The organism is Micromonospora sediminimaris (assembly GCF_016863575.1).
Lineage (GTDB): Bacteria > Actinomycetota > Actinomycetes > Mycobacteriales > Micromonosporaceae > Micromonospora > Micromonospora sediminimaris.
The window spans coordinates 13,482-35,402 of record NZ_BOPD01000035.1 but is presented as its reverse complement, the minus strand read 5'-3'; the positions used below and the strand labels follow the sequence as shown (position 1 = coordinate 35,402).

Genomic DNA, 21,921 nt, shown 5'->3' with positions numbered 1-21,921 from the left:
CACCGCGGGCACCCGCTGACTGCTGAGGCAGTCCGGGACTGCTCAGCCGGGCAGGAGCGAACGGCGGTGCTGGAGGTGTGCCCGCTCGGCGGGGTCGTGGGTGAGGTCGATCGCGCTCGCGTACGCGGCGACCGCCTCGCCATGGTGTCCGAGCCGTTCGAGCAGGTGGGCGCGGGCAGCCCGGGCCGGCTGGAAGCGTCGGGCCCGGTCGCCCAGCAGCTCGTCGAGCCGGGTCAGCCCGGCCGCCGGGCCCTCGACCTCGGCGGTGGCGACCGCGTAGGCGACCGCACCGCCGAGCGACGGCGCGACCGCATGGAGGGCACGGTGCAGGTCCAGCAGCGCCGGCCAGTCGGTGGTGCCGGTCTCCCGCCGGGCGCAGTGCACGGCCTGGACGGCGGCCTCAAGTTGGAAGCGGCCGACCTGCCCGCGCGCGTGCGCGGCGCGTAGGTGCGCGTACGCCCGGTGGATCAGGTGGTCGTCCCAGCGCGACGGGTCCTGCTCGGCCAGCGGCACGAACCGCCCGTCTGCGTCGAGGCGGGCGGGTAACCGCGCGGACGAGAGCTGGACGAGGGCGGCGAGCCCGTGCGCCTCCGGGTCGTCGGGCACCAGCGTCGTCAGCACCTCGGCCAGGTGCAGGGCCTCGGTGGGGACCTGCCGGGCTTCCGGGCCGGTCGTCGTCCAGTCGATGACGTACGCCCCGTAGACCGCCTCCAGCACCGCCGCCATCCGATCCGGCAGATCGCCGCGGTCGGGGATGCGGAACGGGATCCGGGCGGCCTTGATGCGCCGCTTCGCCCGGACCAAGCGGGTCGCCATCGTCGACGCCGGCACCGAGAAGGCCCGGCCGACCTGGGCGGCCGTGAAACCGAGCACCGTGTTGAGCATGAGCGGGGTGTGCACGGCCCGCTCGATCGCCGGGTGCGCGCACACCAGCATCAGCTCCAGCCGCCGGTCCGGAACGGCGTCGAGGTCGAGGGCATCGAGGTGTACGGGGGCGTCCCGCTCCACGTCGAGCGGGACGGTGCGCTGCCAGTGCGCCGACTTCCACAGGTCCCGCAGCCGGTTACGCGCAACCGTCAACAGCCACCCGTCGGGACTCTCCGGTACGCCCCGGTCGGGCCAGGTCCGCAGGGCCCGCTCGAAGGCGTCGGCCAGGGCGTCCTCGGCTGCGGCGAGGTCACTTGTCGACGCGGCCAACAGGGCGAGCAGCCGCCCGTAACTGTCGCGGGCCACGACAGTCGCGGCTGCCCACCCTCCGTCGCCGACGGTCAGCTCGTCCATACCCCGTCGACGATCGCCGTCGCGCTCGGGCGTACCTCCACCACACCCCACTGCGCGGCCGGGCACTTCTCCGCCCAGCCGATCGCGGCGTCGAGGTCCGGTACGTCGAGGAGAAACACCCCGGCCAGCGCCTCCCTGGTCTCCGCGAACGGGCCGTCCTGCACGCGTAGGTCACCGTCCCGACGGGTGACGGTCGTCGTCGCCGCGGTCGGCTGCAACACGTCGGCCGCCAGCAGCACCCCGGCCGACACCAACGCCCGACCGTACGCGTCGAAGGCCGCCCTCGCCTCGGCGACGATCTCGTCGGACAGCTCACCCTCGCCCGGCTCGCGGTAGTGAATCAGCAGCGCATAACGCATGGTGGTCTCCTTCGCTCCCAGTGTGGGCCATGGGGCCCGCACCGAGATGACGAACGACGGCTGCCCGAATCGCCACCGAGCGCAGCCGCGTCGACCGCCGCGCCGGTTCGTGCGCGGCGGGGAGGCTACCCGGCGGGACGGATTCGGAAGGTGGCCGTCGAGGGTCCGGCACCGCCACCGACCGGCGAGATCCGCATCTGCTGGTGGCGGGCGTGGCTCAGGTACCGATCCGGAAAGTTGTGCGACCGCAGTGACGTGTGCCGGCCGCCGATGCCGGTGACCGGGCAGAACGTGGCGTCGGCGCGGAACAGGGCGCTGCCGTCGGCGCGGTGCAGGAACACCCGGAAGTCGGAGTGCCGCAGGTAGTGGCCGGGGAAGTTGACCGACTCGAAGGAGACGCAACTGTCGCTGGCGAGACCGGACCGGACGATGAACGCGGCGTCGGCTCTCGTGCCGGCGCTGCTGGCGGCATTCACCGGATCGACTCGGGCCTGGAAGTTGGCATGCCGTACCCGGTGTCCGGGCGAGCCGGCAGGTTCGAGACCGATCCGGGCACCGGGGACCAGCGCCGGCCCGGCCGGTTTGGCAGGTGTTTCGGGGATGCTCGGGGCCGGTGGTGGGTTCTTGGCGGCCGGGCTGGCCGGTGGGCTGCCGGGGCCGGTCGAGCCGGCGTCGTCCGCGTCGCTGCCGTCGGTACGCGGGTTGAGGCCGGGCCGGACGACAGGGTCGGTGGTCGGGTTCTGCGAGACGCCACCGTCGCCTCGGGAGCCGGTGCCGTCCGTGTCGGGCAGCGAGTCGACGGCAGGGCCATCCGCGGCACCGTCGGGACGGGGCATCCCGGCGACGAACTCGCTGCGGATCGGCTCCTGGGACGTGCCGTCGCGTAGCGCCATCACCCCGATGACGGCGGTGACGACGACGAGGGCGGCACCGCCCAGCACCTGCGCACGCCGTGGGCCGGCCCTCCCGATGGTCGCGCCCTGGTTGCCCGTGGCGGCGGTTGGCGCTGCGTAACGGGCGTGCTCGGGGACGGGTTCTTCGGTTACCGGGTAGGCGTCGATGGTCCGACCGGCGTACCCGCCCGGAGGCGGGACGGTCGACGGCGCGATGCCGGTCAACGGTGGAGAAGATGTGGTCCGCCGGGGTCTGACCAGCTGATGCTGCGTACCGGAGTCCCAATGATCAGAACCCGAACCGGGTCGGCTCGTCCCGGGAAGCCAGCCACCTATCCGCAGGTGTGACCGAGCGTTGCCGTTCTGGGACATGGTGCTCCCCTGCTTGTTCAGCGCACGCGCCTGACCCGGGCATGATCAATGGACCGCAGCGGACACACTCTCACCTTCGCCGGATTGATGCCAGTACCGGTCACCGGCGGGGGCCAACGCGAGGTTCCTGGCGTACGCGATGGCGGCCGGTGTGTCGGGGAAGACCAGTCCGTCGCGGCGCAGCTGGTCGGCCACGCCGAGAGCGTCGAGCACCTGGTCGTGACCGGGCACGATGCCGGAGAGCAGCACGGTGATGCCGCGCCCCTGGAGTCGGCGGATGGCGTCGCCGAGCACGTGGGCGCCGGTGGCGTCGATGGTGGATACCCGGGACATCCGCAGGATGACCACCCGTACGTCCGCGACGTCGGAGAGCCGGAGCAGGAAGGTGTGCGCGGCGGCGAAGAACAGCGGGCCGTCGAGCCGGTAGGCCACGATGTGTTCGGCGAGCAGGGCCCGCTCCTCGGCGGTGTGCTCGCCGGAGTCGAGCGGCACCTGTTCGAGTTTCGCGCTGCGGGCGATGGCGCGCAGTGCCACGACCACCGCGACCCCGACGCCGACGGCCACGGCGGTGACCAGATCCCAGATCACCGTGACGGCGAATGTCAGCACCAGCACGAGCGCGTCGCCCCGGGTGGATCGGGCCAGTGCCCTTAGCGACGCGGCCTCGACCATCCGTACGGTGGTGGCCAGCAGCACGCCGGCCAGGGCGGCGAGCGGGATGCGGCCCACCAGTGGGGCGGCGGCCAGCACGATCACGGCCAGCGCCACCGCGTGGGTCAGCGCCGCCAGTTTGGAGGCCGCTCCGGCCCGGACGTTGACGGCGGTACGTGCGATGGCCGCGGTGGCCGGGATGCCTCCGAACAGCGGAGAGGCCAGGTTGGCCAGGCCCTGGCCGAAGAGTTCGCGGTCCGGATCGTGTCGCTGGCCGACGGTCATCCCGTCGGCGACGGTTGCCGAGAGCAGACTTTCCAACGCGGCCAGCGCCGCTACCGCGAGTGCGGCGGGCAGCAGCACACCCACCGCCGAAAGGTCGAGGAAGTCCAGCGACGGAGCGGGCAGCCCCTGCGGCAGCGCGCCGATCCGGACCAGGTCGACCGGCACGAGTTCGGCGAGCAGCGTGGCGGCGGCCACGGCCAGCAGCGAGAAGGGCAGCCCGGGACGCCACCTGGCACCGAGCAGCATCACCGCCGCGACACCGAGGGCCACCGCGACGGCGGCCGGCCGGGGGTGTACGACGAAACGGGTGACCGCGTCGGCCGCCACCGCCCACACCTTCTCGCCTTGCGCGCCAGTGACGCCGAGCGCGGCTGGCACCTGTTGCAGGGCGATGACCACGGCGATGCCGGCGGTGAAGCCCTCGATCACCGGCACCGGCAGGTAGCGGACGTAGCGGCCGAGGCGGGCGAGGGCCAGGGCGATCAGGATCAACCCGGCCAGCGCGCCGACCATCAGCACCCCGGTCGCCCCGAACTGCGCCACGACCGGCACCAGCACCACGGTCATCGCGCCGGTCGGGCCGGACACCTGAAGGTTCGAGCCGCCGAAGACGGCCGCCACCGCACCGGCGACCACGGCGGTGATCAGCCCGGCCTCCGCGCCGAGCCCGGAGGTGACCCCGAAGGCGAGCGCCAACGGCAACGCGACCACGGCGACGGTGAGCCCGGCGACCAGGTCACGGCGGGGTGAGCGGCGTACCGCCTGCCAGTCGGCGCGGCCCGGCAGCAGGTCGCGGACCCGGCGCCAGGCGGCGGACAGGGCGGGTCCGGCCGAGCGGGCCGGACCGGTGTCGGTGGCCGTCACCGGTCCGGTCCGCCGGCACGCAACTCGTCGAGCAGCCCGTCCCGGTCGGTGAGCACCGCGCCGAGGATCCGCCGCCCGGCGGCCAGCAGGTCGGCCACGTCGGGCGTGCTCAGCGCGTACATCACCAGGGGGCCGTCCCGATGCGACGTGACCATGCCGGCCCGGCGCAGCACGGCGAGCTGCTGGGAGAGGTTCGACGCCTCGACGTCGATGGCGGCCAGCAGGTCCCGCACCGGCCTGGGGCCGTCCTGGAGCAGTTCCAGCACCCGGATCCGGACAGGGTGCCCGAGGGTGCGGAACAGCTCCGCCTTCGCCTGGTACAGCGGCACCGACACGCCACGCTCCCCCTTCGGATGCTGCCACCCCGGCAGACACCCTGAAGACTTTAGCACTTGCGAAATTCTTCAACTCGACAGGTCGGGAACACCCGGTGCGGCGAACCCCGGTCGGAGCCGCCGCACCTCACTGCCTACTCCGGGTCGCCGGTCGGCTCCTGCGCCGGCCCCCGCCACGCAGACACCGTGACAGCCGAGAGCCACATTGCCAGAAATCCACCGAGGGCCAGCAGGACGAGGACGACCACCACCGCCCACATCCCGACCATGTCGTCAAGGAAATCGGGTCCCTCCGCCCGATCGGTGAAGAGCGTCGCGACCAGCACGAACAACCACGAGAGCAGATAGGCGACCGTCACGACCAGGGCGATCAGAGCGACGACCGCCCCCGTGGCGATCGGCAGCGCGGCCGGCGGGACGGCCAGCCAGGAGAGATGACGGTCCTGCCGGGCGACGGCCAACACGTAGGCGGCCACCAGCAAAAGAACGCAGGTCATCGTGTACGAGCCGGTGAAGCGGTCCCAACGCAGGGGGTCGGCCGGGTCGGCTGCGCCCACGGCCGCCGACACGGCACACACGAACGCGAAGGTGGCGAACACCCATACTGCCTGAACGGCCAGACCGAACAGGGTCGTCGCGAAGGCCGCCACGATCCGGTGCCGAGGGTGCCGGCTCAGGTGTTGGAGGCTGATCCGGACCGCGGCCCGGATCGTCTCGCCCGCCTGCCGGGCACCGCGGTAGATGTCAAGACCGAATCTCAGCCAGAGCCCGACGAGAATCAACAGACCGACGAACCAGGCGATCACACTGCCGGGGCCGAAGACGGCGTCAACCACCGCTTGGAGCAGGTCCGACGGAGCCGGCGGCTCGGCCACGGCAAGCTCCGGAACGTCTGTCGGAGCCTTGGTCAACGCATCCGCCAGGGCCATGGCCGCTGCTCCTCTCGTTTCGCCAAGGACGCCGCCCTGAGCGCCGCGACCAGGGTGAGAGCCGCCGTGAGCCGGGCGAGCGGTTCAGGGGATCGGTCTCACCTGGGTGGCGCCTCGCCAGCAGCCGGTGCGCGCCAGGGGCGAGGCCCAGCCCTGGCCGGAAAGCTGCACCTGGGCCCAGACACAGGTCCGTGTGCTGGTCAGCAGGTTGCCGAAGGTGGAAATGCCGGCGTAGTCCATCGCGAAGTCGGCCTGCCGGCCGGCATCGTCGCCATCGAACACGGTGAGCTGGATCCGGGCGGGCCGGGGCACCTCCACCACTGCCGGCACCGGCACGAATCGCGGCCAACTCGCCCCGCACGCGGGCGAGTAGCGCAACTCGACAGTGCCGATCACCCGTTCGTCGAGCAGCACGGCGGCGCTTTCGAGTGTGGTCACGTCGGCGTCTGCGGCGCAGCCGGCGTCCTTCGGGTCGGCACCGTCGCGGACGCCCACCGTCACGGTCGTCGGCTCGGCCGCAGGCGGCGTGTTGCTGCCCGCCTCCGGCTTGCCGAACCCTCCGGCGAGCCAGGGCACCGCGACGAGCCCGGCCAGCACCAGCGCCCCGGCGAGAACGGCCCGGGCGGTGCGCCCGACCGAGTGGGATGAAGCGGTGTCACCGGCCGGGGTGGCCGGGTCATGCGGTTTTTGGCCGTCCTCCCTCGACGCGGCGGGCGGCGTGGCGACCGGCGAGTTGGTGGTCGGCGGCACACCGGCCGGACCCGCAGCCGCAGGCGACGCAGCGCCGGAATCCACGGTCGCGGATGGCACGGCGACCGGCCCCCCAACCGCAGGTGGCGCGGTGGCGGAGTCCCCAACCGCAGGTGGCGCGGTGGCAGGTCGCGTCTCGCTGCCACCGTCGTGGTCGCCGGTCGGGCCGGCGTGGCCCTGTTCTGCCGTCACGTGCCCGGCGACGACGCGCCACCGCTCGGTCCATTCCGCCTCGTCGCCGCCGAGCGCTCGCACGTACGCCAGGGTCGTGTCCAGCGTCGGCAGCCGCCGGCCACCGGCCGCCTCGGACAGCGAGCTCGCGGACCGGTGGGCCCGCCGGGCGAGGGCCTGATAGGTGGGGCGTCCTGCCTTGTCACGCAGGATCCTCAGGTCGGCGGCGAACGCCTGAAGCGGGTCGGCGGTGGGGTCCAGGGGGCGTTCCGCCCGGGCCATGGGCCGCTCCTCGAATTGATTGACCACAACCGGGATTCATTGTCCGACGCGACACAGCGTAGAGATCAGCGTCGACGGACGGTAGAGATGAGAAGCCGAATCCTAGGGCTGACACAGCCCACCAGAGGTCAGGAGAGACAATGATCCGGAACGCCCGCCGGTTGGCCGCCGCTGCCGCAGGCGCCCTCATCGCCGCCAGCCTCCTGGTCGCGACGCCCGCCAGCGCCGCCACCTGTAGCGGTCACGGCTGCGACGGCACCGACCCGATCGACACCGGCTGCTCCGCGAACGCCCGTAACGCCACGCCCTACCCGAAGTACATCATGCAGGGCTCGACCACCCTCGCCGTCGTGGAGCTGCGCTGGAGTGAAGCCTGCAAGACCAACTGGGGTCGGATCTCCAACCGGGTCAGCCCGCACAACACCGTTCAGGTGCATGTCTACCGGTCCAGCCCGTACGCCACCACCGAGTGGTACGGCGGCACCGGCACCCAGTACTACGGCGACCAGCTCTACGGGCACAACATGACGGTCTGCGCGGTCGGCAAGGTGACCACCTCCTCCGGCACGACGTACACAAGCGACCCGCTCTGCGCCTGACGGTCTCCCCGGGGCCGGCCCTGCGGTGCGAGCAGGGCCGGCAGACAGGGCTACCGGGCCGGCGCGTCATGGGACCACGCGCCGGCCCGGTGACCATCCACCACGGCGGCGGTGAGGCCGGGAAGCGGCCCCTCCGCCCGAGGCGTCATGAAGGCGGCCGTACCGGCAGGTCGTTGACGCAGCGCAGCACCGGGCGGGTGATCAGGGCGGTGGGGTCGAGGGGTGCCGCCGACCGCACCGTGAAGGTCGCCGCCTCGCCCGGGAGCAGGGTGACGAGCGCCATGTCGACCTCAGCGGACGGGTCGAGGCGATCCGGAAACAGGGTCACGTCGCGCAGGATCGTGCGGGCGGTGACGCGTACCTGTTGGCCGCCGTCGGCCGGCTGCACCGTCGCGTCGAAGGCCGCCGCCGGCCATCGCAGGTCGCGGTCCTCGGCAAAGAACCACCAGGCACGCTCGGCCGGGTCGTCGGTCTCGGCGACCAGCAGTTCGTCCCGGGCGTCGTCGGGCCGGGCCAGCTCCGCCGCCAGTGCCAGGGTCACCGTCTCGTACGCGGGCACTTCCAGCTCCAGGGTGGACTTCGCTTTCGGTTCCCCGGCCAGGGTGCGCCGGGTGACCGTGATCGACGCCCGCCACGGCTGCCCGCCGTCGTTCACCGCGACCAGAGCCAGCCCACCGTCGCGGGGCTGCACGGTGAGCAGCCGATCGGCGTAGGAGCGGCGCAGCGCGTACCAGAGTGGTTTGCGGCGGCCGTCGCCGTCGATGGCAGCCCACGAGGTGACCGGCCAGCAGTCGTTGAGCTGCCAGACGATGGCGCCCATGCACCGGCCCCGGTGGGAGCGGAAGTGTTCCACCCCGAGGGCGATGGCCCGGGCCTGGTTGAGCTGGGTCAGCCAGTGCCAGTCGTCGAAGTCGTGCGGCTCGGGCAGGTGCACGTCCAGCCCTCGGCGCAGCTTACGGTCCCCGTCGGCGGCCTTCTGGTGGTGCGCCATGCCGGGTGAGTCGTGGGCGAGGGGCTCGTCGGAGAGGGCCCGGCGCAGCGTCGCGTACGCGGGCGGCCCCTGGTAGCCGAACTCGGCCACGAACCGGGGCAGGTACTCCCGGTACTTGACGTAGTCGTCGGTGTTCCACACGTCCCAGATGTGCGTGGTGCCGTACGCCGGATCGTTGGGGTGGATCTCCTCGCTGCCCGACCAGGGGCTGCCCGGCCAGTACGGGCGGGTCGGGTCCAGCGTGGCGACGATGCGCGGCAGCAGGTCGAGGTAGTAGCCCCGCCCCCAGCTGCGCCCGGCCAGCGGGGCCTGCCAGTCCCAGTCGTGCCAGCCCCAGATGTTCTCGTTGTTGCCGGTCCAGAGCACCAGCGAGGGGTGCGGCGCGAGACGGATCACCTGTTCGGTGGCCTCGGCGGCCACCTCGGTGGCGAACGGCTCCTCCTCCGGGTACGCGGCGCAGGCGAAGAGGAAGTCCTGCTGCACCAGCAGTCCGCGTTCGTCGGCCAGGTCGTAGAAGTCCGCCGACTCGTACCGGCCGCCGCCCCAGACCCGCAGCAGGTTGATGTTCGCCGTCTCGGCCTGGTCGAAGCGGTGGGCCAGGCGCGCGCGGGTGATCCGGTTGGGGAAGATGTCGTCGGGGATCCAGTTGACGCCCCGGACGAAGATCGGCATCTCGTTGACGTACAGCGTGAACGGCGCACCGTGCTCGTCGGGGGTGGTGTCCAGGCGTACCGACCGGAAGCCGATCCGGCGGTGCCATTCGTCGAGCCGGCCGCCGTCGGCATCGTGCAGGGTGACCGTCAGTTCGTGGCGGTGCGGCACGCCGTAGCCCCGGGGCCACCAGAGTTCCGGCCGGTGCACGGTGAGGGCCAGCACTGCGGAACGTTGCCCCGCCGGGATGGTCACCTCGGCGCGCTGGCCCGCCACCTGCGCCCGGACGGTGAGCGGCCGGTCGGCGGCCCGTTCCACCTCGACGTGCACCGCCACCCGGCCGGTGTCGCCGTCGACCGTGACAAGTGGGCGTACCGTCGCCAGTCGGGCGACCGACCAGCCGTGCAGGGCGATCTCCTGCCAGATGCCGGCGGTGACAAGCGTCGGCCCCCAGTCCCAGCCGAAGTTGCAGGCCATCTTGCGGATGAACTGGAACGGCTCCGGGTACGCGTTGGGGCGATCGCCGAGCCGGTCGCGCTGCGCCTCGGCGTACCGGTAGGCGGAGTCGAAGCGTACGACCAGGTGGTTGCCCTCGGCGCGGAGCAGCGACGCGACGTCGAAGCGGTGGCCTCGGTGCATGTTCTCGGTGTGGCCGACCTCGACGCCGTTGAGCGTGATCGTGGCGACCGTGTCCAGGCCGGCGCAGACCAGGTCGAGGCGGGCGTGGTCGCCGGCTGGCCGGGCGAAGGTGGTCTCGTACGCCCAGTCGGTGCGGCCGATCCAGGCCAGCGCGGTCTCGTTGTCGTCGAGGTACGGATCGGGGATCAACCCGGCCGCCAGCAGATCGGTGTGCACACAACCCGGCAGGGTGGCCGGCACCGTCGCCCCGTCCACCTCGGGTGGCACCTGCTGGCCGGGTACCGTCCGCATGGTCCACCCGTCGTGCAGCGTCTGCCGGATCGGACCGGTCCCCCGCGCGTCGCTCAAGACTTCACCGCGCCTTCCATGATTCCCCGGACGATCTGCCGACCGCCGATGACTAGCATGATCAACAATGGGATGGTGGCCACGAACGCGCCGGCCAGCACCCGGCGGTAGATGACGTAGTTGCCGCTGGCCAGGTCGGAGATGGCCACCATCGAGGTGGGATAGTCGGTGCCGTTGAGGGTGATCAGTGGCCACTGGAAGTCGTTCCAGGTGGCCACGAAGGTGAGCAGGCCGAGCACCGCAAGCGCCGGCCGCACCGCCGGCAACACGATGTTCCAGTAGACCCGCATGGTGGTGGCGCCGTCCACCCGGGCCGACTCGACCAGTTCGTCCGGCACCGTGTTGACGATGAACTGCCGCATGTAGAACACCCCGAAGGCGGTGACCAGACCGGGCACTATCACCGCCAGCAGGGTGCCGTTCCAGCCCAGCTTGCCCATCACGATGTAGAGCGCGACCACGCCGAGTTGGTTGGGCACGGTCAGGGTGAGGATCACGAACAGCATCAGCGGCCTGCTGCCCCGGAACCGCAGCTTGGCGAAGGCGAAGCCGGCCAACGAGCAGAAGAACAGCACCGACGCGGTGACCACGGTCGAGACGATCACGCTGTTCACCAGGGAGGCGGCGAAGTAGACATCCTGGAGGGAGAAGACCTCGTCCAGGTTGACCAGGAACTGGTCGCCCGGGACCACCACCGGCGGCAGTTGGGAGGTCGCCTCGTCGGTGCTGGTGGAGATGACGAACATCCAGTACAGCGGGAACGCCGCGAACAGCGTGCTCAGGGCCAGGAGCAGGTAGGTCCAGAAGCCGGCCGGAGTGTCCTGCGGTGCCCGGCCCAGCAGCGCGGCCCGCTTTCGTCCGCCGCGCGTCGCCGACGGTGTCGGCCGGGGTCGCTCCAGGAGGCTCACCGCGGCACCTCGCTTCGCTCGCTCATCGCGCTGAGCCGATCGATTCGCTCGCTCATTTGCGTCCCCCCGAGATGCGGTTGGTCAGCAGGGTGTTCAGGGCCGCGACCACGAGGATGATCAAGAACAGTGCCCAGGACATCGCGGCGGCGTACCCGAGATTGAGGTCCTTCCAGCCGACCTTGTAGATCAGCTGCGCCACGGTCTGCCACTCGCCGCCGGCACCGCCGGTGGCGGCCTGCGCGTTGAGGTCGAACAGCATCGGCTCGGTGAACAGTTGCAGCCCACCGATGGTGGACAGCACCACGGTGAAGATGACCACCGGCCGGATCATCGGCACGGTGATCCGCCAGAGCTGCCGCCACGGGCCGGCGCCGTCGAGCGCCGACGCCTCGTACACGTCGCGTGGGATGGACTGCATCGCCGCCAGGTAGAGCAGGGCGTTGTAGCCGATCCACTTCCAGTTGACCATCGTGGCGATGGCGATCCAGGAGTGCAGTTTGTCGGCCCGCCAGTCGATCGGGTTCTCGGTGCCGATCCCGATCAGGCCCAGTGCCCAGTTCGCCATTCCGAGGTCGCGGGAGAAGAAGACGTTGAAGACAAGCGTCGAGGCGGTGATCGGGGTGATGTAGGGCAGCAGCGCGCCGACCCGCCACCAGGTCTGGGCCCGGAGCCGGCGGTTGAGCAGCGACGCGATGATCAGCGCGAGCAGCAGTTGCGGCACTGTGGAGAGCAGAAAGATCCCGAAGGTGTTGTAGAGGGCGTTGCCGAAATCGCCGTCGGTGAACAGCCGGCTGAAGTTCGCGAAGCCGGCCCAGCCGGTCAGCTCCGGGTCGTCCAGCCGCCAGTGGCGTAACGCCACCACACCGTTGAAGACCATCGGGAAGAGCCCGAAGACGAAGAAGAGCAGGAAGAACGGCGCGATCATCAGGTACGGCACGTACCGCATGTCGAAGCGGTGCAGCCGGTCACGCCAGGTCATCGACCGGCCGGGGGACGGCCGGGGGCGGCGAGTGGCCGGTTCGGGGGCGGCGCGCGTGGTGGGCATGGGCGCTCCAGGGGCGACGGGGGGACTTCAGACCGGAAGCGAGGTGGGCGCGGGCGCCCACGCGCCCGCGCCAGTCTCGATGGCGTTACCTGCTGGCCTTCTCGGCTTCCTTGATCGCCTCGGCCCAGGCGGCGTCCGACGTGAGCGTGCCGTTCTGCACCCGGTTGATGACGTTCTCCACGGCGACCCGGGTGGGGCCGTTCTTCTTGCCCAGGTACTGCGGGGTCAGGCCCTCCGCCATCTTCGGGAAGATCTGGCCGACCGGCGCGGAGTTGAAGAACTCGTTCTTGAAATCGGCGATCGCGGGGTCGGCGTAGAGCGCCGGCTGCGAGGGCAGGTTCCCGACCGTCTTGAAGACCTCGATCTGCTGCGCCGGCTGGATCAGCCACTCCAGGAACTTGTACGCCTCGTCGACGTTCCTGCCCTGCTTGGGAATGGTGAGGAAGGAACCGCCCCAGTTGCCGCCACCACCAGGCACCGCGGCGATGTCCCATTTGCCCTTGGTGCCGGGGGCGGTGTTCTGGATGTGCCCGAGCATCCACGCTGGGCAGGCCAGCACCGCGAACGACCCGCTGGTGAAGCCCTTGTCCCAGTCGGCCTGGAAGCTTGTGAGGTTGGCCGACAGGCCGGCGTCGGCGGCCCGGACCGCGTAGTCGAACGCGACCTTGGGACCGCCCTCCATCCGCAGTTGCTCGTTCTCGTCGTAGAAACCGACAGGCTGCTGACCGAGGATCGGGTTGAACAGGTTCGTCGCGTTGTCGACGAACTTCTTTTTGGTCTTGGCGGTGTACTGCTGGCCGATGGTGAGGAACGCGTCCCAGGTGGGCCAGAGCGCGGAGACCTGGTCCCGCTCGGTGGGCAGCCCAGCGGCCTCGAACAGGTCGGTGCGGTAGCACATGGCAAGGCCGCCGACGTCGGTGCCGAGGCCGATCTGGGTACGGCCGTCGGCCGACAGGGACTGCTTCCACTTCCACGGCAGGTAGCTGGTCTCGTACTTGCCGGCACCGGAGTCGAGCAGGTTGACGAACTTGTCGGCCTGGCTGCGGAACTGGACCATGAAGCCCTCGTCGATGGCCGCGATGTCGGGTGCGCCCGAGCCCGCGATCAACTTCTTCTGCAGGTCCTCGTGCTGGGCGTTGTACTCGCCGGAGTTGAGGGCGATCTTGACGTTCTGGTTCTCCGCCTCGTACTTCGCCTTCAGGTCCTGGAGCCCGAAGTCGCCCCAGAAATTGATCGTCAGCGTCACCACGCCGCCGCTGTCGCCACCGCCCTGGGTGCTGCGTCCGCTGCACGCGACGACCAGGGAGCCGACCGTCAGACCTACGGCTGCGACCCGCAGCCACCGAGGCGTAGACCGTCTCATGACCCATCCTCCGAGACCATTGGACACGTTCCAGAGATCGAGGAACGTTGACTGAACCGGATAAGTGACGTCACCGTACGGGGGTGGTCTCGGCGTGTCAACGACGGGTTAACACCGAGCCCAACCCGAAACCTCGTGCCCGTTCGGTTGTGCAGGATCGCCTTCTGGCAGGCGGTTTCACGCATCCGGGCAACGGATTCCCGAACGCGACGAGGGGGAACCGGCCAGCCGATCCCGTAGACTGAACCGCACAAGTTCGCCTGCCTGCCGGTGTCGAGCCGCCCCGTACCGCCCCAGAGGCAGGCAGCCGGGTAGCGTGTCCCACGCCGCCCGCGCCATCGACACGGCCGGCAGGACGAACTGGTTCAGGAGGACGTACGCCGGTGAAGCGGCCCACGATCGCGGACGTCGCCCGCCGGGCGGGAGTCTCCAAGGGCGCGGTCTCGTACGCGCTGAACGGCCAGCCGGGTGTCTCCGAGGCGACCCGGCAGCGCATTCTCGCCATCGCCGCCGAGATCGGGTTCAGCCCGAGCAGCGCCGCCCGCGCGCTGTCCGGCGCGACCGCCCGCGCCATCGGCCTGATCCTCGCCCGACCGGCCCGCACCCTCGGCATCGAGCCCTTCTTCATGGAGCTGATCAGTGGCGTCGAGGCGGAGCTGTCCGCCCGGTCGTACGCGCTGACGCTCCAGGTGGTGGCCGACCAGAGCGCCGAGATCGCGGTCTACCGGCGCTGGTGGGGTGAGCGGCGGGTCGACGGCGTACTCGTCTGCGACCTGCGAACCGACGACGGCCGGGTGCCGGTGCTTGAGGAACTGGGCCTGCCGGCCGTGGTGATCGGCGGGCCGACGGGCACCGGCGGGCTCCCGAGTGTCTGGTCGAACGACGCGGCGGCGCTTGTGGAGACCGTGGAGTACCTCTACGCGCTCGGCCACCGGCGGATCGCCCGGGTCGGCGGTCTACCCGAGCTGCTGCACACCGCGATCCGCACCCAGGCGTTCACCGACGCGTGCCGGCGGCTCGGCCTGGCCGACGCGGTCACCGCCCCCTCCGACTACACCGGCGAGGAGGGCGCACGAGCCACCCGGCGGCTGCTCAGTTCCCGGGTCCGCCCGACCGCGGTGATCTACGACAACGACGTGATGGCGATCGCCGGGCTGTCGGTCGCCCAGGAGATGGGGCTCGCAGTCCCCGCCGACCTGTCCATCGTGGCCTGGGACGACTCCCCGCTGTGCCGGCTGGTGCATCCGCCGCTCACCGCGCTGGGCCGGGACATCCCGGCGTACGGGGCGCATGCCGCGCGCCAGCTGCTACAGCTGATCGAGGGCGCCCCGACGGTCGGGCTGGAGGACGAGGCCCCACACCTGACCCCACGCGGCAGCACCGGTCCCGCCCCCACGAGCAAGTGAAACGGTTAAGCGGCTGCTCTCAGCGCGACGTCGACGGAAACTCCTCGAAGTACGCCTCGACCCGCTCGGCGGTCGCCGGCCGGGCCAGCTCGAAGCCCTGGCCGTACCGGCATCCGGCCCGGTGCGCCCCCTCGACCTGGTGAGCCGATTCCAGCTCTTCGGCCACCACCTCAAGGCCCAACCGTTCGGCCACGGTGACCACCACGTCCAGCAGGGGCCGGTGCGGGTCGCCGCCTGCCGTGGCCACCTCCGGCCCGACCTTGAGCAGGTCGATCGGTAGTCGCCGGAGCTGAGCGAGGGAGGCGTGCTCGGCCCGGAAGTCGTCAAGCGCGGTGCGGATGCCCATCGAGCGCAGTCCGGCCAGCCGGGCGACCACAGTCGGCAGCTCGGCGGCGACCTTCGGCTCGGCGACCTCGATCACCAGCTGGTCCGGCCGCACCCCGTACGCCTCCAACACCGCTGCCGTCCGGGGCACGAAGTCCGGCGAGGTGAGCTCCCGGGTGGTCACGTTCACCGCCATCCACAGCCGTCGACCACCAAGCGTCCAGTCGGCCAGCTGTCGACAGGCCCGGTCCAGCACCCAGACCCCCAGCTCACCCATGATGTCGAGATCCTCGGCCACCGGAAGCAGCTCCACCGGAAACACGGTGCCCAGCACCGGGTTGCGCCACCGCAGCAGCGCCTCCGTGCCGACCGGCGCCCGATCGGCCAGGCCGAGGACGGGCTGGTAGACCAGGTCCAACTCGCCCCGGGCCACCGCGCCGGGCAGTTCCCGCTCCAGGTCCAGCCGGCGGACCAGTTGCTCCTCCAGGTAGGCGTCGTACCACTCGACCCGGTCCCGGCCGAGCTGGGCCGCGCGTCGACGGGCCAGGTCCGCCTGGCGGAACAGATCCTCCGGCCGACCCCGGCCCAGCTCGGCCAGTCCGACGCTGGGTCGCGACCGCAGCACCGCCCCGGAAACCTCGTAGGGTCGGCTCAGCGCGCTGAGCAGCCGGGTACCCAGCGCGTACGCCAGCACCGGCCCGGACCCGCTGACCACCGCGAGTCCACTGCCGGCCAGGTCGAACACCTCGTCCTCGTCGGCCGCCACGGCTCGGGCCCGACGGACGGCCTCGGCCGCCACGTCGTCGCGCACCAGCCGGCCGGGCAGCTCGGTGAGGTGCAGATCGATCACGAGCAGAGCGCCGGAGACCGGCTCGGGACGGGCCGCCAGCGCCCCCAGCAGGGCGACGCGACCGGTCGAGCCGCTCGACTCGGCGGGGGCCGGTGTCGGGGCGGTGGCCGCCGGCGCCTCCGACCCGGTCAGGGTGGCGGCACCGAACAACTCACGCGCCACCAGCGGCGGGATCACGGCGAGCGCGAGCAGCACCGCCGTACGGTCGGGTAGCAGGCCGACCTGCAACTGGTGGACGACGGCGAGCACCACCGCGACCGGTGGCAGCACCGCCCGTGGCCAGACCAGCGCGGTCTGCCGGGTGGGCGCGGCCTGCGCCACCTGCCGAACCCCGGCGGCGACCAGCAGCACGCCGACCACCAGGGGCGGCACGGCCAGCAGCGCCGCGCGCCCGGCGGCGGGACCGGCCGGCAGCGCGGCCAGCAGCACCAGGGCGAGAAGGGTCAACCCGGCGCCTGCGCGGCAGCGGGCGGAGCCGCCGTCGCGACCGGGCCCGGTCAGCATGGCCAACGCGTCGACGGCGAGCAGTCCCAGGACCACCGCGACCGCCAGCCGCAGCGGGGCCGGCACACCGGCGTACGGCAGCAGCAGCCAGGCGGTGAGGATCAGGCAGACACCGGGCGCGGCCTGGTCGAGTAGGCGGTGCAGGCGTCCCCGGATCGACGGCCGCGACCGATACAGGCTGAACAGGCCGCCGCCGAGCAGCGCGGTGGTGCCGGCGAGCCCGGCCGCAGCGGCCGCCGAACGGTATCCGGCGGAGGCCAGCGGTAGCACCGCCGCGGTCAGGCCAGCGGTCACCACCGCGGCATGCAGCAGGGCGGCGGCCCGACGCGGACGCGCCGCCCGACGGCGGGCCATCCGTCCGGCAGGTGGGCTGCCGTCGGGCAAGTCGGGGCCGAGGGTCAGCCGGGACAGCCGCACCCCGGCCAGTGTGGACGCGGCCGCACCGGCGAGTGCCACCACGGCGAGGGCGGGAACCGGACCGGCGGTGCCGAGGGCGATCAGCACGGCGGCGACCGCGAGCACGCAGATCTCGGGCAGGAGCGGACGGTGTGCGCTGGCCCGCAACGGGGCGGCACGGAACACAGACGCGACGGGCACGACGGTCGCCTTCGTGAGGGGGCACGGGGGCGGTGCGCGGACGACAGACATGGTCCACCGCCCACCATCGGTGAACGAGTCACTCGGCGGGAAGTGACGGCCAGTCGACAGTGAGTCAGGTCACGACAACCGAGTGTCAAGATGGGCCGTGCCCGGTTCACCCGCCGCTCGGTGCCGCGCGCGACCTCGGCCCACCGCCGGCCGTCCCGGCCCGGGTGGGATCATCTGGTCATGCCTCGCACCGACACCGCACGATTCCGGCACAACCAGGCCATCCTGGTCGGGGCGATCGTCGCCACCATCGGCGCCCTGCCGCTGGCCAGTTCCCGCCCCTATCTGCTGCCGGTGCTGCTGGTGCCGCTGGCGGTGGCCGTCTGGGCCTGGCGGGCCGGCACCGACGCCGACTCCCGTGGACTACGGGTACGGGCGCTCGCCGGAGAGCGCCGGTTCTCCTGGGAGCAGGTGGTCGAGCTGGCGGCCGATCCGCGCGGGCGGGCGGTGGCCCAGCTCGACGACGGCCGGTGGTTCGTGCTCCCGGCCGTGCGTGGGGCAGACCTGCCGAGGCTGGTGGCGGCGGCCGGACGCGACGTCACCGAAGCGGATCAGTAGCCGTCCACCACCACGTTGCGCGGCGGCTCACCGGCCACGAACCGTCGGATCTGCTGACCCACCAGGCGGTACGCCCTGGGCAGCAGCCCCCGCACCGAGCCGGCCACGTGCGGAGTGATCAGCACGTTCGGCAGCTCCCAGAGCGGATGGTCGGCGGGCAGCGGCTCGGGATCGGTGACGTCCAGCGCGGCGGAGATCCGTCCGGTGGCCAGCTCGGCCACCAGGGCGTCGGTCCGGGCCACCGGGCCCCGGGCGGCGTTCACCAGCAGGGCACCGTCCCGCATCGCGGCGAGGAACGTCTCGTCGACCAGCCCCCGGGTCTGCTCGGTCAACGGCACCAGCAGCACCACGACGTCGGCCTGCGGCAGTAGTCGCGGCAGCTCGTCGACACCGTGCACCCCCTGCTCGGGCCGGGCGGTCCGGGCCACCATCACGAACTCCACCTCGAACGGCGTCAGCCGCTGCCGCAACGCGGTACCGATCGACCCCGCCCCGACGATCAACACCCGTTTGCCGGCCAGCTCGTCGGTCGGGGCCACCTCGTCGTACGCCCACCGTCGCCGGGCCTGCGCCCGGGCCATCGTCGGGAAGGCACGCAACTGGGAGAGAATCGCGGCGACCACCCATTCGGCGGTGGACGGATCGTGCACCCCACGGGCGTCGCAGAGCGTGACACCGGCCGGTATCCGACCCACCCAGGCGTCCGCTCCGGCCGAGAGCAGCTGCACCACCGCCAGGTCCGGCAGCTCGTGCAGCACGGCCACGGCGTCCTCGCCCGCCAGGAAGGGCGGTACCCAGAATCGGACGCCGGCCATCGGCGAGGGCAGCTTCGCCGGATCCTCCATCGTCTCGACGGTGACCTCCGGCGGCAACTCGCCGAGCAGGGCGTGGCCGGCCTCGTGCGGGATCCATACCTTCACCCGGCCGACGATAGGCGTCGGCGCAGCCCGACCAGCCGATGGGGGGCAGCACGGCGTCGCCTTCCACGGGCCCGGCCCCGGCGGGCTACTCTGGGGCGGGTGAGCGCTCCCCCGTACCTCCGCGCCCGTCAGATTCGTGCCGCCCTCGTGGCGTCCTGCGCGACGCTGCTGCTCGTTGCCAGCGGTTGCAGCCTCGGTGACCCGGAACCCGACCCGGCCGGCGCGCCACCGAACCTGCCCAGCCCGACGATCACCGCGGACAACGGCGACCAGGAGGTTGTCGCCACCGTGCTCGCCCAAGGGCTGCGGGTGCCGTGGGGGATCGCCTTCCTACCCGACGGCGGCGCCCTGGTCACCGAACGCGACAGTGGCCGCATCGTCCAGGTCGGCCCGGAGTCGACCGCGGACGGCCTGAAGATCACCGAGGTGCAGACCATCGGCGACGTGGTCGCCTCGGGTGAGGGCGGCCTGCTGGGCATCGCGGTCTCCCCGGAGTTCGCCCAGGACCGCACGGTGTTCGTCTACTACACCGCCGAACGGGACAACCGCGTGGCCCGGCTGCGACTCGGTGAGGAGCCGAAGCCGATCCTCACCGGCATCCCCAAGGCGGGCATCCACAACGGGGGCGGCCTGGCGTTCGGTCCCGACGGGCAGCTCTACGCCAGCACCGGCGACGCGGGGGACACCGACCAGTCGCAGGACGTCAAGCAGCTCGGCGGCAAGATCCTGCGGATCACGCCGGATGGGAAGCCGGCTCCCGGAAATCCCTTCCCGGACTCCCCGGTCTGGTCCCTCGGTCACCGCAACGTGCAGGGCATCGCCTGGTCCGGCGACCGGATGTACGCCGTCGAGTTCGGCCAGAACACCTGGGACGAGATCAACCAGATCACCAAGGGCAAGAACTACGGCTGGCCCGAGGTCGAGGGACGCGGCGACGACGAGCGGTACGTCGACCCGATCGTGCAGTGGTCGACCGACGAGGCGTCCTGCTCCGGCCTGGCCACGGTGGAACGGATGCTCGCCACCGCCTGCCTGCGCGGTCAGCGGCTCTGGCTGGTCGAGCTGACCGAGACCGGCACGGTCCTCGGCCAGCCGCAGGCACTGCTGACCGAGCGGTACGGTCGGCTGCGCGGGATCGCCGCCGCGCCGGACGGTTCGCTCTGGGTCGGCACCTCCAACCACGACGGGCGGGGCCGGCCGGCGCCCGAGGACGACCGGCTGCTGCGTCTGGTCTTCGCCGGTGGCGGTGCCGGGCGCAGCTGAGTCGGTCGCCCGACGCGACATTCCAGGTTTGCCAAGATCCTTCGGCGGGCAGGTCAGAATCTCAGCATGGACGGTCAGCAGAACGACGAGCCGCGCCGCGATCGGGACGGGAAGACGCCCCCTGGTCGGCCGCGCCGTTTCCCACTGACGCGACGCTCGGCATCGCATCCCGACGGCGGGTGGCGGCTGGGCCTGCGCCGCTTCGCCGTGGCCGTGGCCATCCTGGTCGTGACGCTTGTCGGTGTGCTCGCCGGTGTGGTGGCGGGCGGGAACGTGGGCACCGACATCGGGCCGTTCCACGCTCGGCTCTCCGTGTCGCCGACGACCGACGGCGGTACCACCGTCAACATCCCGCCGCTGGGCTCGCTGCTGCTGGACAGTCACGGCGGGCCGACCCAGCTGACCGTGGAGCTGGGCGCGTTGGAGCAGAGCCGGGTCGAGGCGCTGATCGACGATCCGGCGAGCCTCAACCGGGCCACCCAGTCGGCGGTCGACGAGGTCCGGGAGGGGGTGATGCGGCTCGGGCTGCGCACTGTCGGTTCCGCCGTACTGGCCACCCTGGTGCTGGCGCTGCTGGTGTTCCGGGACACCCGACGGGCGGCCTGGGCCGGCGGGCTGGCGCTGCTGATCACGGCCGGCAGCCTGGGCACCGCCGCGGCGACCATCCGACCCCAGTCGATCGAGGAGCCCCGGTACGAGGGACTGCTTGTCAACGCCCCGGCGATCGTCGGCGACGTGCGTAAGATCGCCGACGACTACACCCGGTACGCCGAGCAGCTCCAGCGGCTCATCGGCAACGTCACCCAGCTGTACACGACGGTGTCGGCGCTGCCGGTGTACGAGCCGGACCCGGGCACCACCCGGGTGCTGCACATCTCCGACCTGCATCTGAACCCGAGCGCCTGGCAGATCATCCGGACCGTGACCGAGCAGTTCGGCATCGACGTGGTGATCGACACCGGCGACATCACCGACTGGGGCAGCGAGCCGGAGGCGTCGTACGTCGGCTCGATCAGCCTGCTGGAGAAGCCGTACGTCTACATCCGGGGCAACCACGACTCGGGGCGTACGGCGGCGGCGGTGGCCCGCCAACCCAACGCGGTCGTGCTTGACAACACCACGACCACCGTCGCTGGGCTGACCATCGCCGGCATCGGTGACCCCCGCTTCACCCCGGACAAGAGCACCTCGCCGGCCAGCGGTGGGCTGAGCCAACCCACCGCCGACGAGTTGATCACGACGGGCGAGAAGCTCGCCACCACGATTCGCAGCTCTCCCCGACCGGTCGACATCGCGCTGGTGCACGACCCGGCCGCCGCCGGCCCGCTCTCCGGCACCTGCCCGCTGGTGCTCGCCGGGCACACCCACGACCGGCAGATCAACACGCTGCCGGAGGTGCCCGGCCAGCAGCCCACCACGCTGATGGTGCAGGGTTCCACCGGCGGTGCCGGGTTGCGCGGGCTGGAGCAGGAGGAGCCGACCCCGCTGGCGATGACGGTGCTCTACTTCGACCAGGAGAAGCGTCTCCAGGCGTACGACGACATCACCGTGGGCGGCACCGGCCAGGCCCAGGTCAACCTCGAACGCACCGTCATCGCCCCTCCCCCCACCACCCCCCTGGGCGCCACCCCAACCCCAACCCCCACCACCATCTCCCCCACCCCCACCCCCACCCGCTAACCCCCACCCAGCCCCCCGGCCCCGCCCCCATTCACCCCGTTGATCAAGAAGT

18 protein-coding genes are annotated in these 21,921 nt (G+C 71.8%); 5 read left to right on the top strand and 13 right to left on the bottom strand.

The features are described from left to right. Window positions 1-42: 42 nt before the first annotated feature. The 7 genes from Vse01_RS24270 to Vse01_RS24240 form a co-directional block, all read right to left on the bottom strand. Complete coding sequence (locus Vse01_RS24270; protein WP_093401772.1) at window positions 43-1,281, bottom strand: RNA polymerase sigma factor; 1,239 nt, start codon at window positions 1,279-1,281, stop codon at window positions 43-45. Then, window positions 1,269-1,640, bottom strand: coding sequence for a YciI family protein (locus tag Vse01_RS24265; RefSeq protein WP_093401773.1), 372 nt, complete (start codon window positions 1,638-1,640; stop codon window positions 1,269-1,271). Before Vse01_RS24265 ends, Vse01_RS24270 begins: the two co-directional genes overlap by 13 nt. Window positions 1,641-1,765: 125 nt before the next feature. Next, window positions 1,766-2,758: an AbfB domain-containing protein gene (locus Vse01_RS24260; RefSeq protein WP_170863287.1), complete on the bottom strand. Its 993-nt coding sequence runs from the start codon at window positions 2,756-2,758 to the stop codon at window positions 1,766-1,768. Window positions 2,759-2,950: 192 nt separating this feature from the next. Beyond that, window positions 2,951-4,705, bottom strand: coding sequence for a SulP family inorganic anion transporter (locus Vse01_RS24255; protein ID WP_373870711.1), 1,755 nt, complete (start codon window positions 4,703-4,705; stop codon window positions 2,951-2,953). After that, window positions 4,702-5,040 (bottom strand): ArsR/SmtB family transcription factor, encoded by a 339-nt coding sequence (locus Vse01_RS24250; protein ID WP_093401775.1) that lies wholly within the window; start codon window positions 5,038-5,040, stop codon window positions 4,702-4,704. The genes Vse01_RS24255 and Vse01_RS24250 overlap by 4 nt, the downstream gene beginning before the upstream one ends. Before the next feature lie 134 nt (window positions 5,041-5,174). Further along, window positions 5,175-5,969, bottom strand: a complete 795-nt coding sequence (locus Vse01_RS24245) for a hypothetical protein (RefSeq protein ID WP_093401776.1) — start codon at window positions 5,967-5,969, stop codon at window positions 5,175-5,177. 84 nt (window positions 5,970-6,053) lie between these two features. Continuing rightward, window positions 6,054-7,172, bottom strand: a complete 1,119-nt coding sequence (locus tag Vse01_RS24240; protein ID WP_139233074.1) for an XRE family transcriptional regulator — start codon at window positions 7,170-7,172, stop codon at window positions 6,054-6,056. Between the two features lie 140 nt (window positions 7,173-7,312). Between Vse01_RS24240 and Vse01_RS24235 the strand changes: the two genes are divergently transcribed. After that, window positions 7,313-7,771 carry a DUF2690 domain-containing protein gene (locus Vse01_RS24235; protein WP_093401778.1) on the top strand — a complete coding sequence of 153 codons (459 nt, stop codon included), beginning with the start codon at window positions 7,313-7,315 and terminating at the stop codon, window positions 7,769-7,771. Window positions 7,772-7,916: 145 nt separating this feature from the next. On the opposite strand, the gene Vse01_RS24230 is transcribed toward Vse01_RS24235, so the two are convergent. The 4 genes from Vse01_RS24230 to Vse01_RS24215 all read right to left on the bottom strand — a co-directional run bounded on the left by Vse01_RS24230 (window position 7,917) and on the right by Vse01_RS24215 (window position 13,716). Then, on the bottom strand, window positions 7,917-10,343 hold the full coding sequence (locus Vse01_RS24230; RefSeq protein WP_093402036.1) for a glycoside hydrolase family 2 protein: 2,427 nt from the start codon (window positions 10,341-10,343) through the stop codon (window positions 7,917-7,919). A gap of 53 nt (window positions 10,344-10,396) precedes the next feature. Next, window positions 10,397-11,242 carry a carbohydrate ABC transporter permease gene (locus Vse01_RS24225; protein WP_232511055.1) on the bottom strand — a complete coding sequence of 282 codons (846 nt, stop codon included), beginning with the start codon at window positions 11,240-11,242 and terminating at the stop codon, window positions 10,397-10,399. A 118-nt stretch (window positions 11,243-11,360) separates the two neighbouring features. Then, window positions 11,361-12,353, bottom strand: a complete 993-nt coding sequence (locus Vse01_RS24220) for a carbohydrate ABC transporter permease (RefSeq protein WP_093401780.1) — start codon at window positions 12,351-12,353, stop codon at window positions 11,361-11,363. An 85-nt stretch (window positions 12,354-12,438) separates the two neighbouring features. After that, window positions 12,439-13,716 carry an ABC transporter substrate-binding protein gene (locus tag Vse01_RS24215; protein WP_093401781.1) on the bottom strand — a complete coding sequence of 426 codons (1,278 nt, stop codon included), beginning with the start codon at window positions 13,714-13,716 and terminating at the stop codon, window positions 12,439-12,441. Window positions 13,717-14,099: 383 nt separating this feature from the next. On the opposite strand from Vse01_RS24215, the gene Vse01_RS24210 reads away from it, so the two are divergent. Beyond that, the gene (locus Vse01_RS24210) at window positions 14,100-15,122 is read left to right on the top strand and encodes a LacI family DNA-binding transcriptional regulator (protein WP_093401782.1); all 1,023 of its coding nucleotides are present in this window, start codon (window positions 14,100-14,102) and stop codon (window positions 15,120-15,122) included. 19 nt (window positions 15,123-15,141) lie between these two features. On the opposite strand, the gene Vse01_RS24205 is transcribed toward Vse01_RS24210, so the two are convergent. Then, a complete protein-coding gene (locus tag Vse01_RS24205; protein ID WP_093401783.1) occupies window positions 15,142-17,397 on the bottom strand; it encodes a bifunctional diguanylate cyclase/phosphodiesterase in 2,256 nt (751 codons plus the stop codon). Between the two features lie 231 nt (window positions 17,398-17,628). Between Vse01_RS24205 and Vse01_RS24200 the strand changes: the two genes are divergently transcribed. Beyond that, window positions 17,629-18,006: a PH domain-containing protein gene (locus tag Vse01_RS24200; RefSeq protein ID WP_093402037.1), complete on the top strand. Its 378-nt coding sequence runs from the start codon at window positions 17,629-17,631 to the stop codon at window positions 18,004-18,006. On the opposite strand, the gene Vse01_RS24195 is transcribed toward Vse01_RS24200, so the two are convergent. Continuing rightward, window positions 18,000-18,926 carry a 2-hydroxyacid dehydrogenase gene (locus Vse01_RS24195; RefSeq protein WP_093401784.1) on the bottom strand — a complete coding sequence of 309 codons (927 nt, stop codon included), beginning with the start codon at window positions 18,924-18,926 and terminating at the stop codon, window positions 18,000-18,002. The genes Vse01_RS24200 and Vse01_RS24195 overlap by 7 nt on opposite strands. Window positions 18,927-19,025: 99 nt before the next feature. On the opposite strand from Vse01_RS24195, the gene Vse01_RS24190 reads away from it, so the two are divergent. After that, complete coding sequence (locus Vse01_RS24190) at window positions 19,026-20,189, top strand: PQQ-dependent sugar dehydrogenase (protein WP_093401785.1); 1,164 nt, start codon at window positions 19,026-19,028, stop codon at window positions 20,187-20,189. Between the two features lie 66 nt (window positions 20,190-20,255). Then, entirely contained in the window at window positions 20,256-21,869 is a 1,614-nt protein-coding gene (locus Vse01_RS24185) for a metallophosphoesterase family protein (RefSeq protein WP_093401786.1), read from the top strand. Window positions 21,870-21,921: the final 52 nt, after the last annotated feature.

Coding starts and splice junctions, on each gene's coding strand:
- Vse01_RS24270 (WP_093401772.1), bottom strand. CDS start 1,281: ATGGACGAGCTGACCGTCGGCGACGGAGGGTGGGCAGCCGCGACTGTC.
- Vse01_RS24265 (WP_093401773.1), bottom strand. CDS start 1,640: ATGCGTTATGCGCTGCTGATTCACTACCGCGAGCCGGGCGAGGGTGAG.
- Vse01_RS24245 (WP_093401776.1), bottom strand. CDS start 5,969: ATGGCCCTGGCGGATGCGTTGACCAAGGCTCCGACAGACGTTCCGGAG.
- Vse01_RS24240 (WP_139233074.1), bottom strand. CDS start 7,172: ATGGCCCGGGCGGAACGCCCCCTGGACCCCACCGCCGACCCGCTTCAG.
- Vse01_RS24235 (WP_093401778.1), top strand. CDS start 7,313: ATGATCCGGAACGCCCGCCGGTTGGCCGCCGCTGCCGCAGGCGCCCTC.
- Vse01_RS24230 (WP_093402036.1), bottom strand. CDS start 10,343: ATGCGGACGGTACCCGGCCAGCAGGTGCCACCCGAGGTGGACGGGGCG.
- Vse01_RS24220 (WP_093401780.1), bottom strand. CDS start 12,353: ATGCCCACCACGCGCGCCGCCCCCGAACCGGCCACTCGCCGCCCCCGG.
- Vse01_RS24215 (WP_093401781.1), bottom strand. CDS start 13,716: ATGAGACGGTCTACGCCTCGGTGGCTGCGGGTCGCAGCCGTAGGTCTG.
- Vse01_RS24200 (WP_093402037.1), top strand. CDS start 17,629: ATGCCTCGCACCGACACCGCACGATTCCGGCACAACCAGGCCATCCTG.
- Vse01_RS24185 (WP_093401786.1), top strand. CDS start 20,256: ATGGACGGTCAGCAGAACGACGAGCCGCGCCGCGATCGGGACGGGAAG.